Source organism: Croceitalea sp. MTPC6 (assembly GCF_036985525.1).
Taxonomy (GTDB): domain Bacteria; phylum Bacteroidota; class Bacteroidia; order Flavobacteriales; family Flavobacteriaceae; genus Croceitalea.
In genome coordinates, this window is record NZ_BTGR01000002.1 from 263,995 (window position 1) to 285,679 (window position 21,685).

Annotated in this window: 26 protein-coding genes; 15 read left to right on the plus strand and 11 right to left on the minus strand. The window is 35.4% G+C overall.

Annotated elements, in window-relative coordinates:
• Window positions 1-155: 155 nt before the first annotated feature.
• The 4 genes from AACP56_RS05610 to AACP56_RS05625 all read left to right on the plus strand — a co-directional run bounded on the left by AACP56_RS05610 (window position 156) and on the right by AACP56_RS05625 (window position 4,483).
• Window positions 156-359 (plus strand): hypothetical protein, encoded by a 204-nt coding sequence (locus AACP56_RS05610; RefSeq protein WP_339336688.1) that lies wholly within the window; start codon window positions 156-158, stop codon window positions 357-359.
• A gap of 266 nt (window positions 360-625) precedes the next feature.
• Window positions 626-928, plus strand: coding sequence for a hypothetical protein (locus AACP56_RS05615; RefSeq protein ID WP_339336690.1), 303 nt, complete (start codon window positions 626-628; stop codon window positions 926-928).
• Between the two features lie 318 nt (window positions 929-1,246).
• Window positions 1,247-3,454 (plus strand): TonB-dependent receptor, encoded by a 2,208-nt coding sequence (locus AACP56_RS05620; RefSeq protein WP_339336692.1) that lies wholly within the window; start codon window positions 1,247-1,249, stop codon window positions 3,452-3,454.
• A 78-nt stretch (window positions 3,455-3,532) separates the two neighbouring features.
• A complete protein-coding gene (locus tag AACP56_RS05625) occupies window positions 3,533-4,483 on the plus strand; it encodes a Gfo/Idh/MocA family protein (protein WP_339337027.1) in 951 nt (316 codons plus the stop codon).
• Here the strand turns inward: AACP56_RS05625 and AACP56_RS05630 are convergent.
• Window positions 4,480-4,917 (minus strand): hypothetical protein, encoded by a 438-nt coding sequence (locus tag AACP56_RS05630; RefSeq protein WP_339336694.1) that lies wholly within the window; start codon window positions 4,915-4,917, stop codon window positions 4,480-4,482. The two genes, AACP56_RS05625 and AACP56_RS05630, sit on opposite strands and share 4 nt — an antisense overlap.
• Before the next feature lie 176 nt (window positions 4,918-5,093).
• On the opposite strand from AACP56_RS05630, the gene greA reads away from it, so the two are divergent.
• Complete coding sequence (gene greA / locus AACP56_RS05635; RefSeq protein WP_339336696.1) at window positions 5,094-5,570, plus strand: transcription elongation factor GreA; 477 nt, start codon at window positions 5,094-5,096, stop codon at window positions 5,568-5,570.
• Window positions 5,571-5,633: 63 nt separating this feature from the next.
• Window positions 5,634-6,026 (plus strand): HIT family protein, encoded by a 393-nt coding sequence (locus tag AACP56_RS05640; RefSeq protein WP_339336698.1) that lies wholly within the window; start codon window positions 5,634-5,636, stop codon window positions 6,024-6,026.
• Here the strand turns inward: AACP56_RS05640 and AACP56_RS05645 are convergent.
• Together AACP56_RS05645 and AACP56_RS05650 are read right to left on the minus strand one after the other, a co-directional pair.
• The gene (locus AACP56_RS05645) at window positions 6,019-6,369 is read right to left on the minus strand and encodes a hypothetical protein (RefSeq protein WP_339336700.1); all 351 of its coding nucleotides are present in this window, start codon (window positions 6,367-6,369) and stop codon (window positions 6,019-6,021) included. The two genes, AACP56_RS05640 and AACP56_RS05645, sit on opposite strands and share 8 nt — an antisense overlap.
• A gap of 2 nt (window positions 6,370-6,371) precedes the next feature.
• Window positions 6,372-7,520 carry a sensor histidine kinase gene (locus tag AACP56_RS05650; protein WP_339336702.1) on the minus strand — a complete coding sequence of 383 codons (1,149 nt, stop codon included), beginning with the start codon at window positions 7,518-7,520 and terminating at the stop codon, window positions 6,372-6,374.
• Window positions 7,521-7,644: 124 nt separating this feature from the next.
• Between AACP56_RS05650 and AACP56_RS05655 the strand changes: the two genes are divergently transcribed.
• From AACP56_RS05655 to aat, 3 genes are read left to right on the plus strand one after another with little or no spacing between them, the layout of a single operon-like run.
• Window positions 7,645-8,022 (plus strand): DUF3127 domain-containing protein, encoded by a 378-nt coding sequence (locus AACP56_RS05655; protein ID WP_339336704.1) that lies wholly within the window; start codon window positions 7,645-7,647, stop codon window positions 8,020-8,022.
• 3 nt (window positions 8,023-8,025) lie between these two features.
• On the plus strand, window positions 8,026-9,402 hold the full coding sequence (locus tag AACP56_RS05660) for a short-chain fatty acid transporter (protein ID WP_339336706.1): 1,377 nt from the start codon (window positions 8,026-8,028) through the stop codon (window positions 9,400-9,402).
• Window positions 9,403-9,437: 35 nt separating this feature from the next.
• Window positions 9,438-10,115, plus strand: coding sequence for a leucyl/phenylalanyl-tRNA--protein transferase (aat, locus tag AACP56_RS05665; protein ID WP_339336708.1), 678 nt, complete (start codon window positions 9,438-9,440; stop codon window positions 10,113-10,115).
• Here aat and AACP56_RS05670 read toward each other — a convergent pair.
• The 5 genes from AACP56_RS05670 to AACP56_RS05690 are packed head-to-tail and all read right to left on the minus strand — an operon-like array spanning window position 10,089 to window position 13,160.
• A complete protein-coding gene (locus AACP56_RS05670) occupies window positions 10,089-10,784 on the minus strand; it encodes a DUF2490 domain-containing protein (RefSeq protein WP_339336710.1) in 696 nt (231 codons plus the stop codon). The genes aat and AACP56_RS05670 overlap by 27 nt on opposite strands.
• Complete coding sequence (locus AACP56_RS05675; RefSeq protein WP_339339861.1) at window positions 10,765-11,346, minus strand: hypothetical protein; 582 nt, start codon at window positions 11,344-11,346, stop codon at window positions 10,765-10,767. The genes AACP56_RS05670 and AACP56_RS05675 overlap by 20 nt, the downstream gene beginning before the upstream one ends.
• On the minus strand, window positions 11,336-11,899 hold the full coding sequence (locus AACP56_RS05680; protein WP_339336714.1) for a DNA-3-methyladenine glycosylase I: 564 nt from the start codon (window positions 11,897-11,899) through the stop codon (window positions 11,336-11,338). Before AACP56_RS05680 ends, AACP56_RS05675 begins: the two co-directional genes overlap by 11 nt.
• Before the next feature lie 6 nt (window positions 11,900-11,905).
• Window positions 11,906-12,868 (minus strand): sodium-dependent bicarbonate transport family permease, encoded by a 963-nt coding sequence (locus AACP56_RS05685; protein WP_339336716.1) that lies wholly within the window; start codon window positions 12,866-12,868, stop codon window positions 11,906-11,908.
• A 7-nt stretch (window positions 12,869-12,875) separates the two neighbouring features.
• A complete protein-coding gene (locus tag AACP56_RS05690; protein WP_339336718.1) occupies window positions 12,876-13,160 on the minus strand; it encodes a hypothetical protein in 285 nt (94 codons plus the stop codon).
• Between the two features lie 345 nt (window positions 13,161-13,505).
• Here AACP56_RS05690 and AACP56_RS05695 point away from each other — a divergent pair, with 345 nt between their 5' ends.
• Window positions 13,506-14,438: a LysR family transcriptional regulator gene (locus AACP56_RS05695; protein ID WP_339336720.1), complete on the plus strand. Its 933-nt coding sequence runs from the start codon at window positions 13,506-13,508 to the stop codon at window positions 14,436-14,438.
• 1 nt (window position 14,439) lies between these two features.
• Here the strand turns inward: AACP56_RS05695 and AACP56_RS05700 are convergent, their stop codons facing one another.
• The 3 genes from AACP56_RS05700 to AACP56_RS05710 all read right to left on the minus strand — a co-directional run bounded on the left by AACP56_RS05700 (window position 14,440) and on the right by AACP56_RS05710 (window position 15,550).
• A complete protein-coding gene (locus AACP56_RS05700) occupies window positions 14,440-14,772 on the minus strand; it encodes a hypothetical protein (protein ID WP_339336722.1) in 333 nt (110 codons plus the stop codon).
• A complete protein-coding gene (cutA, locus tag AACP56_RS05705) occupies window positions 14,753-15,067 on the minus strand; it encodes a divalent cation tolerance protein CutA (RefSeq protein ID WP_339336724.1) in 315 nt (104 codons plus the stop codon). The genes AACP56_RS05700 and cutA overlap by 20 nt, the downstream gene beginning before the upstream one ends.
• A gap of 108 nt (window positions 15,068-15,175) precedes the next feature.
• Window positions 15,176-15,550: a hypothetical protein gene (locus tag AACP56_RS05710; protein ID WP_339336726.1), complete on the minus strand. Its 375-nt coding sequence runs from the start codon at window positions 15,548-15,550 to the stop codon at window positions 15,176-15,178.
• Between the two features lie 131 nt (window positions 15,551-15,681).
• Here AACP56_RS05710 and AACP56_RS05715 point away from each other — a divergent pair, with 131 nt between their 5' ends.
• The 5 genes from AACP56_RS05715 to AACP56_RS05735 are packed head-to-tail and all read left to right on the plus strand — an operon-like array spanning window position 15,682 to window position 21,680.
• Window positions 15,682-16,368, plus strand: a complete 687-nt coding sequence (locus AACP56_RS05715) for a TetR/AcrR family transcriptional regulator (RefSeq protein WP_339336728.1) — start codon at window positions 15,682-15,684, stop codon at window positions 16,366-16,368.
• Window positions 16,361-18,043, plus strand: coding sequence for a peptidase domain-containing ABC transporter (locus tag AACP56_RS05720; RefSeq protein WP_339336730.1), 1,683 nt, complete (start codon window positions 16,361-16,363; stop codon window positions 18,041-18,043). Before AACP56_RS05715 ends, AACP56_RS05720 begins: the two co-directional genes overlap by 8 nt.
• Window positions 18,036-19,388 carry an HlyD family secretion protein gene (locus tag AACP56_RS05725; protein WP_339336732.1) on the plus strand — a complete coding sequence of 451 codons (1,353 nt, stop codon included), beginning with the start codon at window positions 18,036-18,038 and terminating at the stop codon, window positions 19,386-19,388. The genes AACP56_RS05720 and AACP56_RS05725 overlap by 8 nt, the downstream gene beginning before the upstream one ends.
• Before the next feature lie 2 nt (window positions 19,389-19,390).
• Window positions 19,391-20,788, plus strand: a complete 1,398-nt coding sequence (locus tag AACP56_RS05730; protein ID WP_339336734.1) for a TolC family protein — start codon at window positions 19,391-19,393, stop codon at window positions 20,786-20,788.
• A 22-nt stretch (window positions 20,789-20,810) separates the two neighbouring features.
• Complete coding sequence (locus AACP56_RS05735) at window positions 20,811-21,680, plus strand: YitT family protein (RefSeq protein ID WP_339336736.1); 870 nt, start codon at window positions 20,811-20,813, stop codon at window positions 21,678-21,680.
• Window positions 21,681-21,685 lie beyond the last annotated feature (5 nt).

The following is a 21,685-nucleotide window of genomic DNA, read 5'->3' on the forward strand; positions in this document are numbered from 1 at the left end:
GTTCGGTATTACCTCATTATAGTTACGTCTCACAATTAAGAAATGGATACAAAGAGTTTGTTAATCCTTATATAAAAACCATCTGATAAAGTTTTTTTTGAGAAAATGTGACTTTTTTAGAACAGTTGTGTCTTATATAATGAAGACAATAAAGAATGGAAGATATTTTTAAATCGGGGTTATTAGGATTAGCATTAATAGGAGTATTAGTAATTGCTTCTGCCAATACCAATAAAGTTGAAAACCCTAATGAAGATTACAGCGTAAGTAAAACAGAAGAAGCACTAGTTGTAGATGAGAATTACGCTACTGAAGAAGATAAATTAAAGACTAAAGAAGATATTCACATTCCGCTGTAGCCATTCTGGCTCGCGGATTTTGGTTGGTTGATTGGTTGTAGGGCCGCACTGATTATGCGGCCCTTTTTTTATGAAAGAAAATTATTATAGAAAGGATGCTAGCTATGTTACACTAACCATGCTTAATCCGAGACCATCAATTAAGTATTGATTGGTTGAGAAAGGCTGCTTCGGCAGCCTTTTTTCTTTTTAAAACAACTTTCGGAACATCCATTCGTTATTTTAATTCGTAAATAATAAGTCCTAAAATTTAAAAAGCTTATAGAATGAAAAAAATATTTCTTTTTGTAATCACAGTTATGGTGTGGAATATTTCAAGTGCTAATCATGATTCAGTTAAAACGGGAGCAGAATCGATTGTAGTGATTGATGAATTTAAAAAGATTAAATCATCGGAACTACCATCAGCAGTAGTAGACGAAATATTAAAGGAATATCCAACGTCTAAACTAAGACAGGCTTATAAAAACAATAAGAATACCTATAAGTTGGTCATGGTTTTAAGTAGTGGCACGGCTAGAACTGTATATATTGATTCTTACGGAAGGTGGATTCAAAAGAAAAAGTAAACGACAAAATTCTAAAAGACTACTTAAGTAGTCTTTTTTGTTTTCTATAGAATTGCGCATTACATTTGCCCTATCTCAAAGGGGTGCTGATTTCTAAACGCGTTTTAGGATAAAGCTGAGATTATACCCAATGAACCTGGGCAGGTAATGCTGCCAAGGGATGGCGCCAAGCGCTTCATGGAACAGCATGGTCCTTAAGTGGGCAAAAATCAATTTTTAACTTAGAATAATAGCCCCTTTTATTCGTAATTATTTTTACGGATGAAACCGCTCTATTCAATTTTTTCTTTAAATACCGCTCAAAAGAAAAGCGGTTCAATGCGACCTTTAAAAAACAATAGAAACTGCCGCATTAAAACTTTTATTTTTACAACAATGGCCTTGTTCAGCCTAGCACTTTCGCTAAATGCACAAAACCAACAAACAGACACTTTACAAGGGAAAAAAGTAGTCCTTGATGAGGTTTTTGTCTCGGCAGTTAGAGTAACCAACGCAGTCCCGGTTACTTTTTCCAATCTTACAAAAGAAGATATTAAACCTAGAAATTTGGGACAGGACATTCCTATTTTAATGAACTTTTTACCTTCGGTGGTCACTACTTCAGATGCTGGTGCAGGTGTTGGCTATACAGGTATACGAGTTCGTGGAAGTGATGCAACAAGGGTTAATGTCACTATCAATGGCATTCCCTATAACGATGCCGAATCTCAAGGTACATTCTGGGTAAACATGCCAGATTTTGCCTCTTCCACAGAAAGTTTACAACTGCAAAGAGGGGTGGGAACTTCTACTAATGGCGCTGGAGCTTTTGGGGCTAGTTTAAATTTACTGACAGATGGTTTTTCAGAAGATGCCTATGGACAAATTTCATCATCGTTTGGGAGTTTTAATACACTTAGGAATAATATAAAATTCAGTACAGGATTATTAAATGACCATATAGAAATTTCAGGTAGACTATCTAGAATTACATCTGATGGTTATATAGATAGAGCAGCATCAGAACTGGATTCTTATTTTTTGCAAGGAGCATATAAAGATGACAATACTTTAATAAAAGCGTTGCTATTTGGAGGACACGAGATTACCTATCAAGCTTGGTATGGAATTGATGCTGCTACACTAGAAACTGATAGAACTTTTAATCCGTCTGGGATTTATACAGACGAAAATGGTGTCACGCAATTTTATGAAAACGAAGTCGATAACTATAAGCAGGACCATTTCCAACTACTTTGGAATGAGCAGCTTTCAGATTTTTGGAGCACAAATATTGCCTTGCATTATACCAGAGGAAGAGGATTCTTTGAACAGTTTCGTGAAGACGATGATTTCGCAACCTACGGGTTTGAGCCCTTGACTGTAAATGGAGAAGAAGTAAACACTACAGATTTGATCCGTCGCCGTTGGTTGGATAATGACTTTTATGGAACAGTTTTTTCTGCCAACTATCAAAAGGATAAACTTGATTTAATCATAGGTGGAGGTTGGAATACTTATAAAGGTGACCATTTCGGTGAAGTTATCTGGGCTCGTTTCGCAAGTAATAGTGAATATAGAGATCTCTATTATGATGATAATTCTACTAAAACAGATTTCAATGTTTATACCAAAGCAAATTATAAATTGAACGACAAGTGGTCTTTGTATGGAGATTTGCAGTATAGAACCGTAGGATATGAGGCTAATGGGGAAGATACGGGCATAGTGGATGACACCTTCAATTTTTTTAATCCAAAAGCAGGTATAACCTATGACTTAAATAAAAGCAACAATTTCTATCTGTCTTATGCTGTAGCCAACAGGGAACCAAACCGGAATGATTATGAAAATGGAAACCCAAAACCAGAAAAATTGAATGATTTTGAGTTGGGTTGGCGTTATGTTTCACCAGATGTCCAAGTTAGTACCAATCTATATTATATGAACTACAAGGATCAATTGGTACTAACGGGCGAACTTAATGATGTTGGAGCACCTTTACGAGCAAATGTAGGGGATAGCTACCGTCTGGGATTGGAGATTGATGCCAATATTCGATTAAGCAATGTTTTTAGGATAACACCTAATATTGCATTGAGTACCAACAAAAATCAAGATTTTGTTTTTCAAAGAGATGGTGTTTTACAAAACTTAGGGAATACTAATATTGCATATTCACCTAATGTAATTATCGGAAATATGTTTACCTACGCTCCTGTTCAAGAGTTTCAAATTGCATTGTTATCCAAATATGTTGGAAAACAATATATGGGTAATATAGATTCTGAAGGGTCGGTTTTGGATGCCTATTCTCAGACAGATTTAAATCTACAGTATGAACTTTCTTGTAATGGATTTTTAAAAAGTATTGTTTTTTCAGGGTTGGTGAACAATATTCTTAATGCTGAGTTTGAATCAAACGGTTATTTTTTCACTTTTGATGACGACTTTTCTAACCCTGGAACAATAACTACTGTTGAAGGAGCAGGATATTACCCACAAGCGGGAATTAATTTTCTTGTAGGTGCAACGGTTAATTTTTAAGGACATTGGTTACTTTTAAAGGAAATTCAAAACAGCTACTTTGAAACCTTTTTTTGAAAAAAAAACATTAAATGGGGAATTATTGGATGCGGGGCTGTTACTGAGATAAAAAGTGGTCCCGCTTACAACTTGGCGGATGGTTTTGAGCTTGAAGGTGTGATGAGACGCGACCTTTCTAAAGCCAAGGATTATGCAAAACGACACCATGTTCCTTTCTACACTACTAATGCCTCCGAAATAATAGATAACCCAAACATTGATGCAGTTTACATTGCAACCCCGCCAGATACCCATAAGCTATATGGATTGCAAGTAGCTAAGGCTGGAAAACCATGTTGTATAGAAAAGCCTATGGCACCCACATATGAGGATAGCCTAGAAATTTATAATACTTTTCAGGATAAGAACCTTCCGCTATTTATGGCATATTATCGCAGGTCCTTACCTCGATTTCTTAAAATTAAAGAATGGTTGGATAATCACTTAATTGGAAAAGTAAGGCATATTCGTTGGTATAAAAGTAGAACAGTGAGTGAATTGGACTTGAGTAGAAAGTATAATTGGAGGACAGATGCCAAGATTGCGCGTGGAGGCTATTTTGATGACTTGGCTTGCCATGGCTTGGATTTATTCACGTTCTTACTAGGAAATATTAAAGATGCTAAAGGATTTTCCATCAACCAACAAGGGTTATATTCAGCTTATGATGCGATAACTGGAAGTTGGATTCATGAAAATGGCATCACCGGTGAGGGAAGCTGGATTTTTGGCGTTCACGAACGCCAGGACAGAGTAGAAATATTTGGTTCTAAAGGGGAAATCCGTTTTTCGGTATTGGATGATTATCCTATAGAAATAGATTCAGAAGATGTGGATGAATCGCTTGTAATTGAACATCCAAAGCACTTGCACCAATATCATGTGGACAACATTCGCCACCATCTTTTAGGGTTTTCTGAGCATCCTTCAACAGGTAAAACAGCGTTGCATACTAGCTGGGTAATGGATAAGATATTAGGGATTATTTAGTTAGATATTATTACAGAATTCCCACTTTGAGTAGTTCTATAAAATAGAAGGTCGTAATAACGATTTCCGTCATCTGGTCTATTCAATTGCCCACCAGTAAAAAGACTGTATTCAAAATCTTCGCAAGAACAGATTACATTTTGACCTTCGATGTTCATTGTGGAACAATTATTAGGGGCATGATTGGGGCAACTAGCTTCAAAAGCGATAAAAGTGTCTATGCTATTGCGCATCACAAATGCACCACGGGTTCCAACACCTGTATTCCCAACATAAACAGGGTTTCCTATATTATTTAATCCATTGTACAAGGGTAAGTTTAGATTTAATTCAAACCTAAAAGATACTTCTTGTAAGAATGGATTTCTATTCGTTGAATTGCCTTCACATGAAAGGAGTAAAACTAAAAGGAGTGAACCAAAAAGGTACTTCATCTATAAGAATTTAGAGACAAAAATGGCTAAAAAATGTGTATATTTGCGTTAAATCCTCGCTAAAAAGCTATAGAGATATAGTTGTAGCAGAGGATTTTTCGATTAAATAGAATTATGAACATTGGGAAGACTTTTCGCGTTTTCTGCAGTGTTCTTTTGCATAAAATTATTGTGATATGAGTAAAATATCTTATTACACACCAGAAGGTTTAAAGAAGTTACGGGAAGAATTGGACCATTTAAGGGATGTGGAGCGTCCTAAAGCATCGCAAGCTATAGCCGAAGCACGCGACAAAGGTGATCTTTCGGAAAATGCAGAATACGATGCGGCCAAAGAGGCTCAGGGTCTACTTGAAATGAAGATTTCCAAGATGGAAGAAACTTTGGCCAACGCACGGCTTATTGACGAGTCCCAATTAGATACCTCAAAAGTATTGGTGCTATCTACGGTAAAGTTAAAGAACCAAACAAATGGTATGGAAATGAAATATACCTTGGTAGCGGAGAGTGAAGCAGATTTAAAAACCGGTAAAATATCAGTTACCTCTCCTATTGGCAAAGGCCTACTGGGAAAATCTGTGGGTGATGTTGCAGAAATTACCGTACCGAACGGGACCTTAAAATTTGATATTTTAGAGATTACCAGGTCATAGGAATTTCTATTTAACTATATTTAATCCTATCAATCTAATAGGATTTTAGTTAAACCATCACCAATGCCTAGTATTTTTACCAAAATAATTAATGGGGATATTCCATGTTATAAAATTGCAGAGGATGATGACTTCTTTGCTTTTTTAGATATTAACCCAAATTCTGCGGGGCATACACTTTGTATTCCTAAAAAAGAAGTGGATAAAATCTTGGATTTAGATGAAGCTACCTACATGGGCCTGATGAACTTTAGTAGAAAAGTTGGTAAAGCGGTTGAGAGTGCTATTCCTTGTGAACGTGTTGGTATGACTGTTATTGGATTAGAAGTCCCTCATGTTCATGTACATTTGATTCCGCTGCATACTATGAAAAATGCCACTTTTCAACATAAAGAAAAATTAGAACCTTCAGCATTTGAAGAAATTGCCGAGATGATTAGGGCAAAGCTCAAATAATCCCCTCAAGATACAAATACACTCCTGTAGCTATTATTGCAAGTAAGATCAAGAGTAGAATAAAGAACAGTGTGGTAAACCGTATAGATTTTTTATCCGGCTCAACAAGCTTATTATAATATTCAAAAACGCGCTCAATATCAGGGGTCCAATTTACTGGATAGATTATGGAGTAGCACTTTTTGCACTTAATTTCGTGTGTAACTTCTCCCGTGGTTTTATGGTAAAAAGGGTTATACGTATGTTTTTGATAAAATGTAAGCTTTAGCTCCTGATTAAAACACTCGGGGCAGTTGTTGGTGATTTCGGCATCTTTAATCGCAATCTGTTTTTCCTTTGCCATGACTATACATTTGCTTTAAGGGAAATTTGCATGATTGTTCCTTCTTTACTGGACGAAAATACTTTAATTTTTCCTTTATGGTACTCTTCAACAATCCTTTTAACTAAAGAAAGTCCAAGGCCCCAGCCTCTCTTTTTAGACGTTACCCCAGGATTAAATATATTTTGGTATTCACTTTTTGCTATCCCGTGACCAGTGTCCGATACCATTATATGCACATAATTTCCATGTCGTTCTATTTGTATGGCAATATTGCCTTTTCCTTTCATGGCATCAATCCCGTTTCGCACTAAATTTTCAATGGTCCAATTGTAAAGTGGTGGATTTAGTAGAACAGGTAGTTCCTCAATTTCGGAACTAAATGAGAAATGGATTAGTTTAGAACTTCTACGCTTTAGATATTGATAGGCTTTTTCAGTTTCAGCAACAATATCGTGGGGTTCTAATTTAGGAACAGAGCCAACTTTAGAAAAGCGTTCCGTTATGGTTTGCAAACGAGAAATATCTTTTTCAATCTCTTTAGTGATATCCGGATTTATGTTCTCTGATTTTAACAACTCATTCCAGCCTAAAAGTGATGTGAGTGGCGTTCCAATCTGGTGCGCTGTCTCTTTGGCCATACCTGCCCATACTTTGTTTTGTTCTGATGCTTTATTGGTCTTAAAGAAAAAGAAGATTACCGCTGCAAAAAGGAAAATAATAAGTAATAGGGCTATTGGGTAATATTTAAGTTTGTTCAATACTTCAGAATTTCCATAATACAACATTGCCAATTCCTCACCCTTATAGGACATAGGAATAGGGTCATTCTCATTTTTAAATTGGCGAATTTTTTTTTGAAGCCTTAAAGAGTCAGATTCTAAATCCTCAGGCATGTTATGTGTTTTAAAGCTACCATCTTTATTAATTAAAATCATGGGAGTAGATGCGTTGTTCTGTAATATTTGGACAGGAAGATTTCCAAGTTCTTGATCTACTGAAGAGTTTAACAGCTCTGCTTGTGCCGCCGCCCAATTTTCTATTTTTAAGCGTTCTTCTTGCTTAAATTTTTCAAAAAAGATGTTTGTATTCCAAAGAATAAGGCTAACAATAACAAAAGCTGAAATCAGCAAAATGATATTCGAAGTCCGTCGTTTGGGATTGAATTCCATTAATGGCTTAATTGTATTTAAAGATAACGTAAAAAGAGTGTAATTGTTGAAAAGGAGTTCATAAACAAGTTTTAGAAAGTGATGGTTTTCACGTATTTTTGAGCCTTATACAAAAGAGACACACATGGAAGTTCAGGGAAGAATTAAAATGATAGATGAGACTAAAACTTATGGCAACAATGGTTTTAGAAAAAGAGAAGTAGTTGTTACTACCGAGGAGCAATACCCTCAGCATATTGTGGTTGAATTTGTTCAGGATAAATGTGATTTGTTGAACAACTATAGTGTGGGGCAAATGGTTAAAATAAGTATCAACCTAAGAGGTAGGGAATGGGTAAACCCTCAAGGAGAGACAAAATACTTTAACTCTATTCAAGGATGGCGTATTGAAAACCTTCAAGAAGAAACAGCCACAGATAATATGCCGCCGGTACCGCCTATGGAAGCTTTTGAACCTGTAGATAATATAAAAGAGGAAGACCACGACGATTTGCCATTCTAACGAATGGGCTTTACTAAGCTTATAGAGAACTTATTTAGAAGGTATTTGCCTTCGCCTTTTACCATTGCAGTGTTATTGACACTGGTAACTATAGTGTTAGCAATGGTTTTCACGGAAAGTACTACTAAGGAAAATCATCTTTTTACTATTCTTTCTTATTGGGAAAGTGGTATTTGGAACAACAACCTTTTGGTTTTTGCCTACCAAATGATGCTCATTTTAGTACTGGGACATGTTCTAGTATTGAGCAAGCCAATGGAGCGTCTGATTCTCAGTATTACAAGACATGTCAAGAATACTTCCAATGCAGCTGTTTTAGTTGTTTTTTCAACAATGTTGGTTTCTTTTTTTAATTGGGGACTTGGGTTAATTTTTGGAGCAATTTTAGCAAGAAAAGTTGGAGAATATGCCCAGGAAAATTCAATTCCACTGAATTATCCATTAATTGGTGCCTGCGGATATGGAGGGCTTATGGTTTGGCATGGAGGAATAAGTGGTTCTGCTCCCATAAAAGTCTCAGAAACTGGTCATTTAAAGGAGTTATTGGGCGATACTGTTGGTAGAGATATTATTTCCCAATTGCCCTCATCAATTTCAACTGCTTCAACAGTTTTTAGCACTTCAAATCTTATCATCTTTTTTGTGGTCCTTATTTCAATTTCAGCATTGGTTTATGCTTTGGGTAGAAAATCTTTTACAAGTAATATTCAGTTAAACCAATATAAATTTAAGTCAATAGGTAAAGAAAATCTGGTTGGAGCGGAAAAATTGGATTACTCTAGGCTAGCTTCGACTATTTTTGGAACTCTTATTCTAGGTGTTTTTTTAATCCAGTATTTGCCTTCATTACAAAGCTTAAACATTACCCCGAACATGCTCAACTTTTTTATGTTGGGATTGGCAGTAGTACTCCATGGTAGCTTTAAAAGCTTTTTGGTTGCAGTAGAGGAAGCCATTGGAGATGTTGCCGGGATTTTGATTCAATTTCCGTTGTATTTTGGAATCATGGGAATTATGGGGAATAGTGGAATGATAAACCAAATTTCTGATTTCTTTGTATCAATCAGCACAGAGACAACCTTACCTATTTTCACCTTCTTTAGTGCAGGGTTGGTAAATATTTTTGTGCCAAGCGGTGGAGGTCAATGGGCAGTGCAAGGACCACTTGTGCTACAATCCGCTTTGTCTTTAAACGTACCATTGCCAAAAGCAATAATGGCCTTATCCTATGGAGACCAAATCACAAATATGCTTCAGCCTTTTTGGGCGCTTCCATTATTGGGCATTACAAAGTTAAAGGCAAAGGAAATTCTACCCTACACGCTTTTATTTATGTTAGTGGGGAGTGTAATTTACATTCTAGGCTTACTTATTTTCTAGTGGCTAATACCTAACTTTAATAAAAAATTGTTCTCGTGGAAAATAATGGTAAAAACCGCTCTTTATTTTTTCTAAATGACCGATTGGAATTTCCTGCTGTAGAAACTGCAAATGAAGATGGCCTATTAGCAGTCGGGGGTGATTTATCACCTGAACGATTGCTATTAGCATATCAAAGTGGAATTTTCCCATGGTTTAATGAAGATGCCCTTATTCTTTGGTGGAGCCCAGACCCTAGAATGGTCTTATATCCTAATAGATTGAAGGTTTCCAAGAGCATGGGAAAAGTGCTAAAAAGTAATCAATTTCGATTAACAAAGAACACCTGTTTTAAAACAGTTATTGAGCAATGTGCAAAGTTGGTGAGAAAAGGGCAGGATGGAACTTGGATAACACCAAACATGATCAACGCTTATTGTGAACTTTATGAAAAAGGCTTTGCCAAATCCTATGAGGTTTGGCAGAACAATAAACTTGTAGGGGGATTGTACGGAATTGACTTGGGTGACATTTTCTGCGGGGAAAGCATGTTCAGTCTGGTTTCCAATGCTTCTAAGTTTGCTTTTATACATATGGTGGAAGAATTGAAATTTGAAGGATATAGACTTATCGATTGTCAAGTATATACTAAACATTTAGAAAGTTTAGGGGCGGAAGAAATTTCTAGAAATGAGTTTATAAAAATTTTACAGGGAGATGTTCAGGGTACTTAAAAAAAATAGCACTTGTTCTAAATCTTGGCTATAATCTTCCAACCGATATTCTGAACCTACCTGCAATTTGGTCTTTTCACTTAGTTTCCATCCAAAATTTAAGGTAAGGCGAACATCATATTGTGGCTCCTGTTCTTTTGTAGCACTTAGTAAGTTTTCAAAATTACCTACAAAATATGGTTCACCTATATCCAATTTTTCTCCTTGAAGCGGGAAGTCTAAACTAAAACGATATCTAAAACGATGGGTAGTTTTTGAACTGGTAACGCGTTGTTCACTACGCAGTCTATGTCCATAACGTACTACATAAGGTTTATACTGTAAATTATATTGTTGTGTTAATCGAAGTTCATTGTTGCCCCCATCAAAATTTTCCCTAAAACGATACAAGATTCCAAAAGCTACGCTTTGATTGTCACGTATTCTAAGATTTGAATAGTGGGATACATCTATTTGCCGTATAGAGAATTCGGTAGTTTCATTATCGTAAATATAGTTTCTGTTTTGAATGGAAAAATTATTTGAATACCTTGAAGTAACATCATAATTAACCGCTATGGAAGGTTGCCAATAAGCAGTAAAATTTTCTTGTGCAACACTTGATAAGCTAATCAAAAAAAGCATGCAGAAAGAAGCCCGTTGAAAAGTTCTAGTAAAGAATATGGTCATATTTTGGCTTTACTAACTTTCTGGAAAGCAGATGTTCACCATCTGAATTAAAAGTGATTTCATATTCTGAGTAGCCTTTATCATCTTTTGAAGCTACAATTAATTCGTAATTAATTTCGGGTAAGATTAAATTCTGGAAAGCAGCTTTTAATACGCTTATAGGATTTTCTTCCTGGTTAAGATACTGTTGTTGAATTTTTTTAATTCGATATTTCTGATGATTTAAGGCTAAGTAATTGCTTATCATTTCAAAAGTCCTGTTTGGAATGTCCACTTTTTTGATAATAAACTCTACATCTTCTAATTCACCATTTTTACTGAACTCAACGCTATATTTTAGCTTCCCTTTCTTAAACTTAGTTTCAAAAGAAACTTTGTCACCATCAACCTCCTTATAAAACCGAACTCTTTTGGCATTACCCAAATAAGGTGTTATAAGTTTTCTGGCAGAACTGGGGAATTCACTTTCTTTAATTCTAAATTCCCGTTCTTGTTTTGATTGGGAAACAACTGAAGAAACACCGATGAATAGGACAAAAAGAAGGAAGACTTTATACTTCATGGTATCTAAAGCAATTGGTTTCATGGTCATTTACCATTCCTATAGCCTGCATGGTGGCATATACAACCGTACTCCCTACAAACTTAAATCCACGTTTTTTTAAATCTTTGCTCAGTTTATCTGAAAGTTCTGTTTTTGCAGGAGCATTTTTATAGTTTTTGAAAGCGTTTTTGATTGGTTTCCCATCTACAAAACCCCATATATAATTGCTAAAGCTACCAAACTCTTCTTGAATCTTCATAAATGCTACAGCATTTGATACTGTTGCGTTTACTTTTAATTTATTTCTTATGATTCCCGCATCCTGTAACAGTTTATCAATCTTAGTTTGATTGTATTTTGCAATTTTCCTGTAATCAAAGTTGTCAAAGGCTTCTCTGAAATTTTCGCGTTTACGAAGAATCGTAATCCAGCTAAGCCCAGCTTGGAAAGTTTCCAAAACCAAAAATTCAAAAAGTGTAACGTCGTCTTTTAAGGGGACTCCCCATTCATCATCATGATAGGCTTCATAAAGCTCATCACCTTCGCACCAACCACATCTATGTTTTTGCATTTTGCACTAAAAATTTTGTACAATATACATATAAAGTGGCATGCCAAGTGTTATGTTAAAGGGGAAGGTAATTGCTAACGCCATAGGTAAATATAAACTTGGATTAGCTTTAGGTGCAGCTATACGCATTGCTGCAGGAACAGCTATATAGGATGCACTAGCAGCCAAAATTGCAAAAAGAAAACGGTTTCCTTCAACTCCTGTGATAAACTGGCTAAACCAAGCCACAAAAACCCCGTTAATTATTGGTATTACAAGGGCAAGTAGTAGTGCAAACCATCCTTTCTTTAAAAAATCATTCAACTTTTTCCCACTTGTTATTCCCATATCCAATAGGAAAACAGCAAGAAATCCTTTAAAAATGTCTGTGGTAAAAGGTTTGATGCCAGCTGCTTGTTGATCGTTCGCCAAAAAGCCGATTACCAAACTACCCAATATCAGTAATACACTACCATTGGTCAAGGCATGGTGGAATACTTTTTTGACCTCCCCATTTTTTGGTTTTTCTTTTTTGTAAAGCGACATTAATAAAACACCAACTATAATGGATGGTGCTTCCATTAATGCCATAACCGCCACCATGTGGCCTCCAAAATTTATTTGTTCCATTTCTAAGAATGAAATTGCAGTTACAAAAGTGACTGCACTAACAGACCCATAAGCCGCAGCAATTGCACCAGAATTTTCAACTGAGAACTTTCTTCTTAAGATAAAATAAGCATATAAAGGCACAAAAATGGCGAGCAATATTCCAAAGACCAAGGACCATACTATTTCCATGCTTAGTTCACTGTGCGAAAGTTCTAGCCCACCTTTAAATCCAATTGCAAAAAGTAGGTAAAGTGATATAAACTTTGATGAATTAGGTGGGATCTCTAAATCACTTTTTAATTGCACCGCTATTATTCCTAAGAAGAAAAATAGCAGTGCAGGGTTGGTCAGGTTGTCAATAAGTAAGTGAAAGTCCATTAAGGCTTTATCCTTCTAAAGTGATGTTAAGAATTCCATCTATGCGAAGTCTTTTTCCTTCATTTCTTACTGATGCGATGAATTCTTTAGCAATTCTTTTCTCCTCTTGAAGCTCTTGAATTCTTCCGTCTGGGTACTCTGTATCTGCTTTGTCACTCCCTTCGCACCAAGAAATACGTTGTAATTTGTGGAAGTTTATTTTTTCGTCTAAAAGTGCTAGAATAACATCTCCAGCTTCAGAAGGTGTAAAAGTCCCATCCACCAATTGAATTTTTTGTTTTGTTTTAACCATTGTTTCCATGTTTTGATTTTTTTAAGATTTATATTTTTTTGTTTGTTGATTTCCTAGCAGATGAATGGTCATTGAGCCAAAAATGATAAACATTGAAACAGCCAGATGACCAAAAAAGAGGAAATTGTTGAGGGCAGACAGTAAAAGAACACTACCAAAGATGAGACCCATTATCACAAAATATATTGGATATAAAATGTCATTCAATTTGGTCGCTTCTTTCTTCTGTGTGAATTTTTGTGTAATTGGAATTTTAAATAACATCATGCTAATTTTTTACAAAGGTTATAGATTAAATTCATATATTATTATTTATATTTATAATGATATACATAAAAATAATTAATGAATTATACACTTAATCAGCTAAGAATTTTTGTTAAAGTTGCTCAAAATCAAAGTATTACAAGAGCGTCTGAAGAACTGCATTTGACCCAGCCAGCAGTATCCATACAGCTTAAAAATTTTCAAGATCAATTTCCAATTCCTTTAACAGAAGTGGTGGGACGTAAACTATTTTTAACAGAATTTGGAAAAGAAATTGCTTTAGCGGCGGAAAAAGCATTGGGTGAGATTCATGCAATCAACTATAAAACACTGGAATATGGAGGGAATCTGGCAGGGCAATTAAAAATTTCAGTAGTATCAACTGGAAAATATGTGATGCCTTATTTTTTATCTGGTTTTATGGAAAATCATTCTGGAGTTGATTTGATAATGGATGTAACCAACAAGGCTTCAGTGATACAAAATTTGGAGAATAACGAAGTAGATTTTGCATTGGTATCTGTATTGCCAAAACATTTAAATATTAATAGGGTTGAGCTAATGGAAAATATTCTTTATTTGGTAGGGAATAGATCCAAAATGGAGTCTGAAAACAAAATTAATCTACAATCTTTGCCCAAATCATCATTAATTTTTCGTGAAAATGGCTCTGCTACACGTATGGCGATGGAGGATTACCTAAATTCTAAGAAGATACAAGTATCCAAGAAAATCGAGCTTACCTCTAACGAAGCTGTAAAACAAGCAGTAGTTGCTGGACTAGGTTATTCTATAATGCCAGTGATAGGTATTAAGAATGAATTGATGAATAAGAGTTTAAAAATACATAAGCTTCCTGGGTTGCCTATAAAAACCAATTGGAACCTTATTTGGATACACTCAAAAAAATTCTCACCAGTAGCAAAAACCTTTTTGGATTATCTAGAGAAAGAAAAGGAAAGGATTATACAAAACGAGTTTGACTGGTTTACGCAATACAGAAAAGAGTAATTTATGGAGCTGTTATTTTTTCTGTAGTCACTGTAATAGTACTATTAATTTTAAGATTTTCTCCTTTTTTTCTAGCATTTAAAACTAATTCTGTAACCTTATTCTTAGCGTCTTTTAATTCTTCAATTCTTTTTTCTGACTTCTTAACGGCATCTTTTTCAATTTCTTTAAGGTTTAGAATTTGAACAGAATGAAATTTAATTTTATAATTGATTAATGAAAGCAATACGTCTGCAGCTTCAGCAGGGCTAAAGCTACCCTCGACCAACTGTATTATATCATTAGTACCAGTGGCTTTGGAAATTTTAAACGGATTAAACTTTTTTAAGTTCATCTTGTAGGTGTTTTGTCTGTTCTTCTTCCATATATACTATAGGTGTAGCATAGATTAGAGGCATATTGTCAGGGTATTTGGCTTTTATTTTTTGTGTTATCAGTTTAAATAGTAATGCCTTTGTGGTTCCCATTATCAATACTTGATGCAAGCTTTCTTTCTTGCCTAGATTCAATTGTTTAAAAAGCATACTGTCAGATACAAGTGCGTCAATCATTAGCTTTTCATCAATTAAAAAATCAACAATACTGTTGGCCTGTTCGTGGGAATTACAGGAAATATGCAATAAAATCATAAGTCAAAGATGTATTAAGCATCTGCTAAAAGTTGATGACTAGCGATTATCGATTTTAACAGATGCTTGGAGAACAAAAAAGTTTATCTAAGCCATTATGGATGTAGATTAGTTTAAGTCTGTTTCTTCCTTCATTATATTTTCATTGGATAAGGTTGCCTTCAAAAAAGCAGTGTATCCATAGAAGTTGCGTCCGTCCTCTCGGCGTAATATCAATTGTTTGGTGCCATTTGGCAAAACATCCATTTGATCCACAATTACCACTGTTCCAAAATAGTTAAAACGAGGTCCCAAGTCTGAGTTGGAGTTTAGGCCTTGTTCCAATCTTACCCTTTCTTGATATGGTAACGTGATTATTAAACCGCTCTCCATATTACCTCGGCTTTCAGTGAAATGTTCAAACTTCTTAAAATATTCATTTTGTTGTGCAGTAAGCATTTGCGTTAAAAATAGAATAGGTAATAATATGTATAAGTGTTTCATAGTCAAGCATTAAAATCACTCAAAAATAGGAAAATAGCTCAAATTACAAGTTTTACTTTCGTTAAAAGAGTGTTAAACTATTATATATTGAAAGTAATACTATTATATTTGTTCCAATTAAGAAAAGAAAAATGGAAAGACTTTTGCAAACCGTTAAAATTGCGATTAACGATAAGATTTATGTGAAGGACCCTGAATCCTCAGATCTTGGAAAAAGAATTATTCAGCACAGTATTTTAATGATCGATGAAATTGGATTTGAAAGTTTCACTTTTAAAAAGTTAGGGTCTAAAATAGATTCCAATGAAAGTTCAATATATCGCTATTTTGAAAATAAACATAAGTTACTGGTATATCTAACATCTTGGTATTGGGGTTGGTTGGAGTATCAGTTGGTATTTGCTACCAATAGCATCACAGATGTTAATGAAAAATTGAAAAGGGCTATTGAAATTGTTAGCAAAACAATAGTGGAAGACAATGCTTTTTCACATGTAAATGAAGTACTTCTTAACAAAATAGTAGTGAATGAGTCTTCAAAGTCATTTCTTACCAAAGAAGTAGATCAAGAGAATAAAGAAGGTTATTTTACTATTTATAAACGTATGGTAAATCGTTTGGAAGATATGATAAAAGAGGTATCTCCTAGTTACAAATATCCATCTAGTTTGGCGAGTACAATTTTGGAAAGCACTTTATACCAACATTTTTTAAAAGATCATTTCCCAACATTAACTAATTGTGATACTGTAAAAACTCCCGGCAGCTTTATTTCAGACTTAGTTTTTAAAACACTTAACCAATCTAACCATGGCTAAAACAATTTTGACCTCTTGGCAACGTCTAATTGGTCTTCTCTCACTGGATAAGAAAGACGTTTTCCAGATATTTTACTATGCAATTTTTGCAGGTTTGGTAAACCTGTCCTTACCCTTGGGAATACAGGCAATTATCAATTTAATACAGGGTGCGCAAGTAAGTACTTCATGGATTGTATTGGTGGTTTTGGTAACCTTGGGGGTAGCTTTTGTAGGTGCTTTACAATTAATGCAGATTCGAATTATAGAGAATGTGCAGCAAAAGATATTTACTAGAGCTTCATTTGAATTTGCTTATCGCTTTCCAAAAATTAAGATGAGCGAACTTAGAAACTATTATCCACCAGAGTTGGCAAATCGTTTTTTTGATACATTAACTGTACAAAAGGGATTGTCCAAGATTCTAATAGATTTTCCGGCAGCTTTGCTACAAATCATTTTTGGTCTTCTGTTGTTGTCTTTTTACCACCCATTTTTCATTATTTATGGTATTCTACTACTATTGCTGATTTATGTGGTATTTAAATTTACCGCCCAAAAAGGGCTGCAAACAAGTTTGGAAGAGTCCAAGAACAAGTATAAAGTGGCACATTGGCTGCAGGAGATAGCACGCTCTATCATAAGTTTTAAGCTTTCTGGGAAAACCTCGCACGCAATCAACAAAAATGATGCTTTGGTAGCCGATTATTTAGAGGCGAGGGAAAGCCATTTTAAGGTCTTGGTAATTCAATTCATCCAAATGATTGGATTTAAAGTACTTGTTACTGCTGGGTTACTTTTAATTGGTGGTCTTTTGGTATTAAATCAAGAGATGAATATAGGTCAGTTTGTTGCAGCTGAAATCATTATCCTACTGGTCATAAGTTCTGTGGAGAAATTGATTTTGGGATTGGAAACTTTCTATGATCTTTTGACTTCACTTGAAAAACTTGGTCAAGTTGTTGATAAAGATTTAGAGCCACTTGAGGGAGAAATGCCATTTAAACAAAGTGAAGGTTTTACGGTTGAGCTTCAAGACGTCTCTTATCAAGTACCGGATAGGGATAAAAAAATTATCGATAATGTCTCATTGACCATAACGCCTACCTGTTCCATTTTGCTTCAAGGCCCCAGTGGTTCCGGTAAGTCTACACTTTTAAGATTGATAGCAGGCATTTTAGCTCCAGATGAGGGTAAAATCTTTGTAAACGATGTTGCGTTACAAGGAGTAAATTTAAATTATTATCGTTCACATTTAGGACAATCCTTGACCGAGGAATCTCCTTTTGAAGGTTCTATTTTAAATAATATCACCTTTGGGGATACTTCAATTCCACAAGAAGATGTTTATTGGGCTTTAGATAAGGTAAATCTAACAGGTTTTGTAAAAGAACAACCCCAAGGGCTAAAAACAATCTTATATCCAGAAGGGAAACAGATTCCTACTTCAGTATCAAAGAAAATTGTATTGGCTCGTAGTATTATCCGAAGACCAAAACTCTTGATTTTAAAAGATCCGTTAGATCAGTTCAATAAAAAGGAATCGGAAGAGATAATGAGTTTCTTGAGCGACCCTTCCAACGGATGGGCTTTAGTTGTAGTTAGCGAGAATTCTAGATGGGCAAGGCGATGTGGCAGAATCATCACTATGGAAAATGGAAGATTGTTGAACGAAAAAACGAACAAAAATGCTTAATATTTCACCGAATAAATTAAATGAGAAAGTAGACCTTTCCAGATTTAAAGCGGCTCAAAAAGTGTTTCATAAAAAACACTATAAGCAGTTTAATAGGTTTTTGGCAGCATTTTCAATTTTGGGGTTCATTGTACTTTTTTTGCCATGGACACAGAATATCACCGGAAAAGGTTATCTAACAACATTAACACCTGATCAAAGACCGCAAACGATTCAATCTCAAATTCCTGGTAGGATTGAAAAATGGTACGTAAGAGAGGGCGACTTTGTTGAAAAAGGTGATACTATCTTATTTATCTCAGAAATCAAGAACGAGTATTTTGACCCTAATCTAGTTGAAAGAACAGGACAACAAATTAAGGCAAAAGAAATGTCCGTCAGCTCTTATCAAGGTAAAGTAAAGGCTCTTAACAATCAGATAGGAGCATTGTCAAGCGAACGTTCTTTAAAGTTACAGCAGGCAAAAAACAAGCTTTTGCAGTCCAATCTTAAAGTAAAGAGTGACAGTATAGATTTTGAAGCCGCTAAGACAAACATTTCGATAGCAGAAAGACAATACAATCGTATAGTACAGCTACAATCTGAGGGTTTAAAGGCATTGACAGATGTTGAAGAAAAACGTCTAAAGCTTCAAGAGACGCAGGCAAAGTTAATTTCGCAAGAAAATAAACTTCTGGCGAGTAAAAATGAAGTTATTAATGCCCAAGTTGAAATTAATAGGGTGCAAGCGGAATATACAGATAAAATATCCAAGGCACAGAGTGATATGTTCACTGCGCAATCCAATCAGTTTGATTCGGAAGCACAGGTTACAAAATTGGAGAACGAGTTTACCAACTACTCTATTCGTAATGATCTGTATTATATAAAAGCCCCACAAAGCGGATTTATAAACAGAGCTATACAAGGAGGAATTGGTGAAACTTTTAAAGAGGGTGATAAACTTGTTGGGATAATGCCGGCAGATTATGATATGGCCGTAGAAACCTTTGTAGAGCCAATTGACCTACCATTAGTGCACTTGGGTGAGAAAGTTAGGATTCAGTTCGATGGTTGGCCTGCAATTATATTCAGTGGATGGCCAAACGTGTCTTATGGAACCTATGGTGGTACTGTAGTTGCCATCGAAACCTTTATAAGTGAAAATGGGAAATACAGAATATTATTGGCTCCAGATAAAGATGATCAAGCTTGGCCTAAAGACCTTAGGGTGGGTTCCGGGGCAAATACTATTGCACTCTTGGAAGATGTGCCAATCTGGTTCGAACTATGGCGCCAACTTAATGGATTTCCCCCAAATTATTATCAGCCAGATAATGATATGGCCAATGCTAAAAAGAAATAAGAATGAAAAAATATTCCTTGCTCTTATTCCTATTGGTTAGTTGTGCTCTATCTGCGCAGCAAGATACTTTAATGCTCAAGTTCAATGAGTATTTGGGTTATGTTAAGAAATACCACCCCATCGCAAAACAAGCGCAACTAACTATCTCTATGGGGCAAGCCAATTTAATGAAAGCAAGAGGAGGCTTTGACCCAAAAATTGAAGTGGATTATGACAGAAAAGAGTTTAAGGAAACGGAGTATTGGGATAGGTTGAATGCCACATTTAAAATCCCAACGTATTTTGGAATAGAGCTGAAAGGTAATTTTGAGCAAAATGAAGGTCAGTTTATTAACCCAGCGGAGTTTTTACCGGAAGATGGGCTATACAGTGCTGGAGTTTCGATGTCTTTAGGCCAAGGTTTTTGGATCAATGAACGCATGGCTACCTTAAGAAAGGCCAAGTTTTTTAGAGAGCAAGCAAAAGCTGACCAAGATTTACTGGTAAATGAAGTTTTATATAATGCTTCTTTGGCCTATTTTGATTGGGTCCAGGCATATAATGATGCTGAAATATTTCGAGATTTTTTAAGGAATGCCCAGATACGTTTTGAGGGTGTTAAAAGCAGTGCGTTGGTAGGTCAGATTGCAGCAATTGATACGGTGGAGGCAAAAATTGCAATGCAAAACAGGGCTTTAAGTTTGGAACAAGCCAAAGTAAAACTGATGAAAAAATCGTTAGAGCTATCCAATTTTCTATGGATAAACGATGTGCCGGTTGAGTTGCAGAACAATGTAATTCCAGATTTGAACGTAGCAGAAGATATTGACATTACTTTGGAAATAATGGGGAAACCCCTAGATAGCTTCACTTTAGAGAATCACCCAAAACTTAGGTCTCTAAATTTTAAAATTGATGGGCTTACTGTTGATAAAAGATTAAAAGCTAATAGGCTACTACCTAAAATTGATGTGGAGTATAATTTTTTAACCGAAACCCCTGACCAAATACGCTCTTTTGAAACGCAGCAGTATAAAGGTGGTCTTAGCTTTAGATTTCCACTATTTTTAAGAAAAGAACGTGGAGCTTTAAAGCTGGCCAAGTTTAAGTTACAGGATGCACAGTTTGAGCGGGATAATGCACAGGTAGAGATTCAAAATAAAGTATTGGCCATTTATAGGGAATTGGATTCTTACGTTTTACAAAATGAATTAATAGATGGAATCGTAATGGATTATAATACTTTACTGTCTGCAGAAGAACGTAAATTTAGTTTTGGAGAAAGCTCTTTGTTCCTTATAAACTCTCGAGAAAGCAAGTTGATTGATGCTGAACTAAAACAAAATGAAGTTCAGAATAAATTCTTTAAGACTAAGGCAAACCTCTTCAAGAGTTTAGCGGTCAACCCTCAAAATTTATAATTTCAATATAATACATATCAAATTGAATAGTAGCACAACCTTTACTGCCAAGTCTTTACTAAAAGATACTTTTTTTATCGTCTTGGGCATATTCACAGCTGCTTTTGGATTAGAGAGTTTTTTGCTCCCCAATAGTTTTATAGATGGTGGTGCTACAGGGATTTCGCTTCTGGTCGCAAATACCTCCGCACTTCCTCTATATGTTCTAATTATACTGGTCAATTTTCCTTTTATGATTATGGCCTATAGAGTCATAGGAAAACTATTTGCCATTAAAACCACTATAGCAATTTTAGGGCTTGCTTTGGTAATTGCCTTTGTTCACTTTCCTGAAGTAACCCAAGACAAATTATTGGTGGCTGTTTTTGGTGGTTTCTTTTTGGGTGCGGGAATAGGGCTCTCCATACGAGGAGGTAGTGTTTTAGATGGCACGGAAGTATTGGCAATTTTTTTGAGTCGAAGGTTGGGCACAACCATTGGCGACATTATAATTTTAATAAATATTCTTGTTTTTCTTGCAGCTGCGTATTTCCTTTCGGTAGAAACTGCATTATATTCTATGCTCACCTATTTGGCTGCTTCTAAAACTTTGGATTTTGTGATTGAGGGAATTGAAGAGTATACCGGGGTTACTATTATCTCAAAATACAATGAAGAAATCCGTCAAATGATTACAGAAAAAATGGGTCGTGGACTAACTATTTATAAAGGCAGTGGCGGTTTTGGTAAGCATGGTAATCAAACAGAAATGGATGTTATCTTCACAGTCATCACGCGATTGGAAATCCGTAGATTAAATACTGAAATCTCAAAAATAGACCCCAAAGCCTTTGTGGTAATGCATCGTATTAACGATACACGAGGAGGAATGATTAAAAAGCGATCATTGTAAGTTTT